Source organism: Micromonospora sp. U56 (assembly GCF_018070095.1).
Lineage (GTDB): Bacteria > Actinomycetota > Actinomycetes > Mycobacteriales > Micromonosporaceae > Micromonospora > Micromonospora purpureochromogenes.
Genome location: NZ_JAGPYL010000211.1, coordinates 1 through 5,662, shown reverse-complemented (window position 1 = coordinate 5,662; position 5,662 = coordinate 1). Strand labels below are relative to the sequence as shown.

At 74.5% G+C, this 5,662-nt stretch carries 5 protein-coding genes and 1 pseudogene; 4 read left to right on the top strand and 2 right to left on the bottom strand.

The genetic code is table 11. The features are described from left to right. A pseudogene (locus tag KBX37_RS33215) lies at positions 1–2,017 on the top strand (transcriptional regulator); the annotation flags it as partial. On the opposite strand, the gene KBX37_RS33210 reads toward KBX37_RS33215, so the two are convergent. Next, positions 1,983–2,537, bottom strand: coding sequence for a dihydrofolate reductase family protein (locus KBX37_RS33210; protein WP_210779780.1), 555 nt, complete (start codon positions 2,535–2,537; stop codon positions 1,983–1,985). The pseudogene KBX37_RS33215 and the gene KBX37_RS33210 sit on opposite strands and share 35 nt — an antisense overlap. A 177-nt stretch (positions 2,538–2,714) precedes the next feature. Between KBX37_RS33210 and KBX37_RS33205 the strand changes: the two genes are divergently transcribed. The 3 genes from KBX37_RS33205 (at position 2,715) to KBX37_RS33195 (ending at position 4,375) form a co-directional block, all read left to right on the top strand. After that, the gene (locus KBX37_RS33205; RefSeq protein WP_210779779.1) at positions 2,715–3,431 is read left to right on the top strand and encodes an alpha/beta hydrolase; all 717 of its coding nucleotides are present in this window, start codon (positions 2,715–2,717) and stop codon (positions 3,429–3,431) included. Between the two features lie 185 nt (positions 3,432–3,616). Continuing rightward, complete coding sequence (locus KBX37_RS33200; RefSeq protein ID WP_210779778.1) at positions 3,617–3,949, top strand: anti-sigma factor antagonist; 333 nt, start codon at positions 3,617–3,619, stop codon at positions 3,947–3,949. Positions 3,950–3,976: 27 nt separating this feature from the next. Beyond that, a complete protein-coding gene (locus KBX37_RS33195) occupies positions 3,977–4,375 on the top strand; it encodes an ATP-binding protein (protein ID WP_210779777.1) in 399 nt (132 codons plus the stop codon). 7 nt (positions 4,376–4,382) lie between these two features. On the opposite strand, the gene KBX37_RS33190 is transcribed toward KBX37_RS33195, so the two are convergent. Beyond that, the coding region (locus KBX37_RS33190; protein WP_210779776.1) for a PP2C family protein-serine/threonine phosphatase at positions 4,383–5,662 on the bottom strand (1,280 nt) is incomplete at its 5' end.

The window sequence follows — 5,662 nt, the reverse complement described above, 5'->3', positions numbered from 1 at the left end:
GCACGTGCTGGACAACTGCGAGCACGTCATCGAGCCGGTCGCCGCGCTGGTCGCCCGGCTGCTGCGGGACGCGCCCGGCGTCGCCGTGCTGGCCACCAGCCGGGAACCGCTCGGCCTCACCGGTGAGCTGCTCTGGGAGGTGCCGCCGCTGGCCGTACCCGAGCACGACCGGGACCTCGACGCGGTCCGGCGCTCGGCGGCGGCCCGCTTGTTCGCCGCCCGCGCCGCCGCGCAGCACCGCGGCTTCCACCTCGACGAGCGGACCGCGCCCGCGGTGGCGCAGCTCTGCCGCCGGCTGGACGGCCTGCCGCTGGCCCTCGAACTGGCCGCGACCCGGGTACGCGCGCTCGGCGTGCAGGGCGTGGTGGACCGGCTCGACGACCGGTTCAGACTGCTCGCCACCGCGCAGCGGGACATGCCGCCACGGCAGCGCACGCTGACCGCGGTGATCGGCTGGAGCTGGGACCTGCTGGCCGAGGCCGACCGCCGGGTGCTGGCCCGGCTCGCGGTGTTCAGCGACGGCTGCACGCCTGGCGCGGCCGAGCAGGTGTGCCGGACCGACCTCGACGCGCTGGCCCGGCTGGTGGACCGTTCGCTGGTGGCGGTGGACGACTCGGGCGGAAGCCCCCGCTACCGGCTGCTGGAGTCGGTCGCCGCGTTCTGCCTGGAACGTCTCGAGGACGCCGACGAGGTCCGGGCGCGGCACGCAACGTACTACACCGACCTGGCCGAACGCGCCGACCCGGAGCTGCGCGGCGCCGACCAGCAGGAGTGGCTGGCCCGACTCGACGCCGAGGCGGCGAACCTGCGCTCGGCGCTGGCCCACGGCGGCGGGCTGCGCCTGGCGGTCGCGCTGAGCTGGTACTGGTTCCTGCGCGGCCGGCTCACCGAGGCGCGGCGGGCGCTGGCGATGCGGGGCGACCCGGCCGAGGAGGCGCGCGCCGCGCCGTGGCGGGCCGGGTTCGCGCTGCTGCAGGGCGAACCGATCGCGCCGGGCGACCTGCGCGCCGCCCTGGCAAGCGACCCCGACGGCCGGGCCGCGTGGTTCGTCGCGAACGCGGTCATCGATCGCAGCGACCTGACCCTGGCGGCGGAGCTGCTGCCCACCACCGTCGACGACCCCTGGACCGAGGCGGCGGTGCTCAGCTCGCGGGCCAAACTCGCCCACGCCACCGGCGACCTGGCCACGCTGGAGCACGCCGGTACCCGCAGTGCGGCGTTGTTCGCGCAGCTCGGCGACCGCTGGGGCCGGTTGCAGGCGACCGACTGGGTGGGCGGCCTGGCCGAGATGCGCGGCGAGCACGAGCGCGCCGCCGCCCTGCACCGGGAGGGCCTGCGCTGGGCCGAGGAGCTGTCGCTCTGGCCGGAGGTGGGCAGCAAGCTGTCCTGGCTGGCCTGGCTGGCGGTGCAGACCCGCGACTACGGGCAGGGCCGGGAGCTGGCCGAACGCGCGTACCAGCTGGCGGTGGAGCAGAACGCGCCGAACGCGATGATCTTCGCGGAGATGGGCCTCGGCCTGGCCGCCCGCCGCGACGGCAAGCTCGACGTGGCCGTCACGCACCTGACCCGCATCGCCGAGCAGGGCCGCCGCGAGACGCAGCCCGCGCTGTACCTGCCGATGGTCCTGGTCGAGCTGGGCTACGCGGCCGAGCAGAACGGCGACCCGGCCGCCGCTCTGGCCCTGCACGTCGAGGCGTTCGACGCCGCGCAGGCGATGGAGTCCCCGCGGGACGCCGTCAACGCGCTGGAGGGGATGGCCTCGGCGGTGCGTTCGCCCGAGGTCGCGGCCCGCCTGCTGGGCGCCGCGGCCGCCGCGCGGGAGGCCGCCGGGGCTCCGGCCGCGCCGGCGGAGCGCGACGAGACCGACCGGGTGACGGTACGGCTGGTCGCCGCCGTCGGCCGGGAACGCTTCGAGGCGCTGGTCACCGAGGGCGGCACGCTGGGCCCGGGCGAGGCCCGGGCCCAGCTGGAGAGCGCGTCCGTCAGCGGGCCGCCTTCGGCCGGTACGAGGCGATGATCACGCCGCTGCGCTGCACCCTCGTGTCGACCAGCTCGAACGACGCCTTGAAGTCCTTCAGCGGTGCCGTCACGCTGTCGCCGCCCTCCAGCACCGGGTGGATCCAGAACCGGACCTCGTCCAGCAGACCGGCCGCGATCAGCTGGGTGGTGACCGAGCCGAAGCCGTACTGGAGGATGGCCTTGCCGTCCTGCGCCTTGAGCCGGGTCACCTCCTCGATCAGGTCGCCCTGCAGCACCTCGCTGTTCTTCCAGGTCGGATCGGTCAGGGTGGTCGAGGCGACGTACTTCTTGACGTTGTTGAAGTAGGCGGCGCCGGTGCTCGGGTCGCTCTCGTCCCGGGTCGGCCAGGCGGCAGACATGCCGTCGTAGGTGATCCGACCCATCAGCAGCGCGTCGGCCTCGTCGGTCTGCCCGGCGGCGAAGGCGGCGGCCTCGTCGTCGAAGTACGGCATGGTCCACATGGGGTTCTCGATGACGCCGTCGAGGGTGATGTAGGTCGAGTTGATGAGCTTGCGCATCGGGATCTCCTGGCTGTCGGTGGTGCTCTCCGGTGACACCCAGAACGTTGCCGGATCCCGCTTACGATCCGCTTCAGGCGCCCTTACGCACGCCGGACCACTTCCCCCGCCGGGGCGGGATTGCTTCGCGCCGGACCGGGTAGCCCGCCGGACAGTCCCGCCGAAGCGGAGGCACCCATGCCGATCACCCCGGAGACCGCCCGACCGCACGAGCAGCCGGAGGAGAACTCACGGCACGGCCGGCTGAGCGTACGACCGGGTCCACCGGTCGCCGCCACGGGCCGCACCGGCCTGGTGTCGTTCGACGCACCGGACGGTGAGCTGGTCGCCCAGGCCTACGTGCCGGCGCCGGCGGACGGCGGCCCGTACCGGCTGGCCCTGCTGCTGCACGGCGCCGGCGGGGCACCCCGGCAGGCCCTGGAGCTGATGCTGCCGGTCGCCGACGACCAACGCCTGCTGCTCGTCGCACCGCAGTCGGCCGCGGCGACCTGGGACTTGATCGGTGTCGGCTTCGGCCCCGACGTACGGCGGATCGACCGGGTGCTCCAGGAGATCGTCACCGGCTACGCGATCGGCGGCATGCTGATCGGCGGGTTCTCCGACGGCGCGTCGTACGCGCTGTCGATCGGACTCATCAACGGCGACGTCTTCGACGCCGTCCTGGCCTTCTCCCCCGGCTTCGCCGCCCCGCTGCTCACCCACGGCACGCCGCGCGTCTACATCTCGCACGGCACCGCCGACCGGGTGCTGCCGATCGACCGGTGCAGCCGGACCCTCGTGCCGCGCCTGCAGACCCTCGGCTACGACGTCACCTACGACGAGTTCGACGGTGGGCACGACGTACCCGAGGCCACCGTGCGCCGGGCGGTGGCCTGGTTGGCGCCCGCCGCCTGATCCGCGGGACCCGCCCCCACCTGCGTTGGAACCATGCCCGGCGCCGCTCACCAGCGGCCAGGTCGCCGGCCGGTGTCCCGGAGCCGGAACATCGGGCTGCCGCGCCGGGCGCGACGTTCGCCGGGGGGTGACATCATGTGCGCGAACCGGCCGACTGCTCCGCGCGGGGAAGGATGAGCTCCGTTATGGCGCACTTCGAGGCGAGGACGTCCACCGAACCCGGGCGGGCGGTGGTGCGGCTCGCCGGCGAGTGTGACCTCGCCGCCCGGGAGGAGCTCACGGCCGCGCTGCTGGCCGCCGTGGCCGGTGCCCCGGTCGTGCTGGTCGACGCGGGGGCGCTCGACTTCCTCGACTCCACCGGCATCCACGGCCTGGTCACCGCCCACCACGCGGCCCGCGCGGCCGGCGGCCGGCTGTACGTGGTCAACGCCCGCGGGCCCGTCGCGAACGTCCTGGCGATCACCGGCGTCGCCGACCTGCTGCGACCGCCCACCGACGACGGCGTGGACCCGCGGTGACGGTCCGCCGGCCGGTGGAGGACGACGATGTCTGACCGTCCCGCGAGCCCGTCCTCCGCGGTCGCCACGATGCCGTACGCGCAGGCCGACGACCTGGCGCACGTCCGCGCATTCGTCTGTTCCCGGGCCCTGGCCCGAGGGTTGCCGGCGGCCCGGGTGGAGCTGCTCGCGCTGGCGGTCAGCGAGCTGGCGACCAACACGTTGCAGCACACCCACGGGGGCGGCCTGGTGCGGGTGTGGGCCGAGGCGGGCCAGCTCGTCTGCGACGTCGTCGACCAGGGTGGACCGCGCACGGTGGCCCGCGAGATGCCTACCGCCGAGGCGATCCGCGGTCGGGGGCTGGCGATCGTCGCCCGGATCTGCGACGAGGTCGCCGTCGAGCCCACCCCGGCCGGGACGGTGGTGCGGCTCCGGTTCCGCCTCTGAGGACGGGTCAGCGCAGCACGCGCACGGCCAGGGTGCAGGTGTCGTCCTCCGGGCTGGGCCGGTGCAGCACGTCGCGCAGCCGCGGCAGGGTCTGTGCGTCGGGGTCACGGGAGATGTCGGACAGCGTCCGCATCACCGGGCCGAGCAGGTCGACCGGGTCGCCGGCCCGGCGTTCCACCAGCCCGTCGGTGTAGAAGAGCAACAGGTCGTCCCCGCGCAGCCGTGGGGCGACGACCGGATAGGTCGAGTCGGCGTCGGCGCCCAGCAGCATGCCCGCGGGCCGGTCGAGTTCGGCGGTCGTCCCGCCGCGCGCCAGCAACGGGGCCAGGTGCCCCGCCTGCGCCCAGGACAGCGACCGGGTCGCCGGGTCGTAGACGGCGACCACCGCGGTCGCGGTGATCTTCAGCTGCCCGCAGAGCCGGTTCATGTGCCCGAGCAGCACTCCGGGGTCCCGGATGCCGATCGAGAGCCAGGCGACCAGCGCGAACCGCAGGTGCGCCATCCCGCTGGCCGCCTCCAGGCCGTGCCCGGCGACGTCGCCGACGGCGAGCGCGACCAGTCCGTCGGGCAACGTCTGCGCGTGGTACCAGTCCCCGCCGACCTGCACGGCGCTCTCCGCCGGCAGGTAGCCGACCAGCACCTCGAGGCCGGCCAACGGGACCGGCTCGCGGGGCACCGGCTGGATCAGGTTCTGCAACTGCCGGGCCAGGCGATGCTCCGCCAGCGCCGTCAGCTCCCGGGTGTGCAGTTGGTCGCTGAGCCGCTCGATGGCGGTACGCGAGGCCACCCGGGCCGTCACGTCCTGCACCACGGCGTAGATCTTCACCGGAGCGCCGTCGGCGTCCCGGGCGACGTCGGAGAGGATGCGCAGGTACTTCACCGACGAGCCCGCCCGGAAGCGCACCGTGACGTCCGACGCCGCGCCGCTGTCCAACGTCTGCCAGGCGGCCTCCCGCAGCCGGTGGTCGTCGGGGATGATCGCCGCGGACTGCTCGGCCCGCGACAGTGGGCCCAGCGCCGGATCACGCTCGAAGATCCGGTACATGCCGGGCGACCACTCGCTGCGGCCGGTGATCAGGTCGTACTCCGCCCAGCCGAGGCTGCCCAGCAGCTCGGTGCGCTCCATCCGACGCTGGTGCTCGTCGAGCCGCTCCCACCACACCAGCAGGCCGCCCAGCACCCGCTGCACGCTGATGTCGAACAGCGAGTCGGCGACCACACCGGCCTGCTTGCCCTCGTACCGGAAGTCCGGTACCCGGGCCGGCACGCCGCTGCCCAGCACCCGGT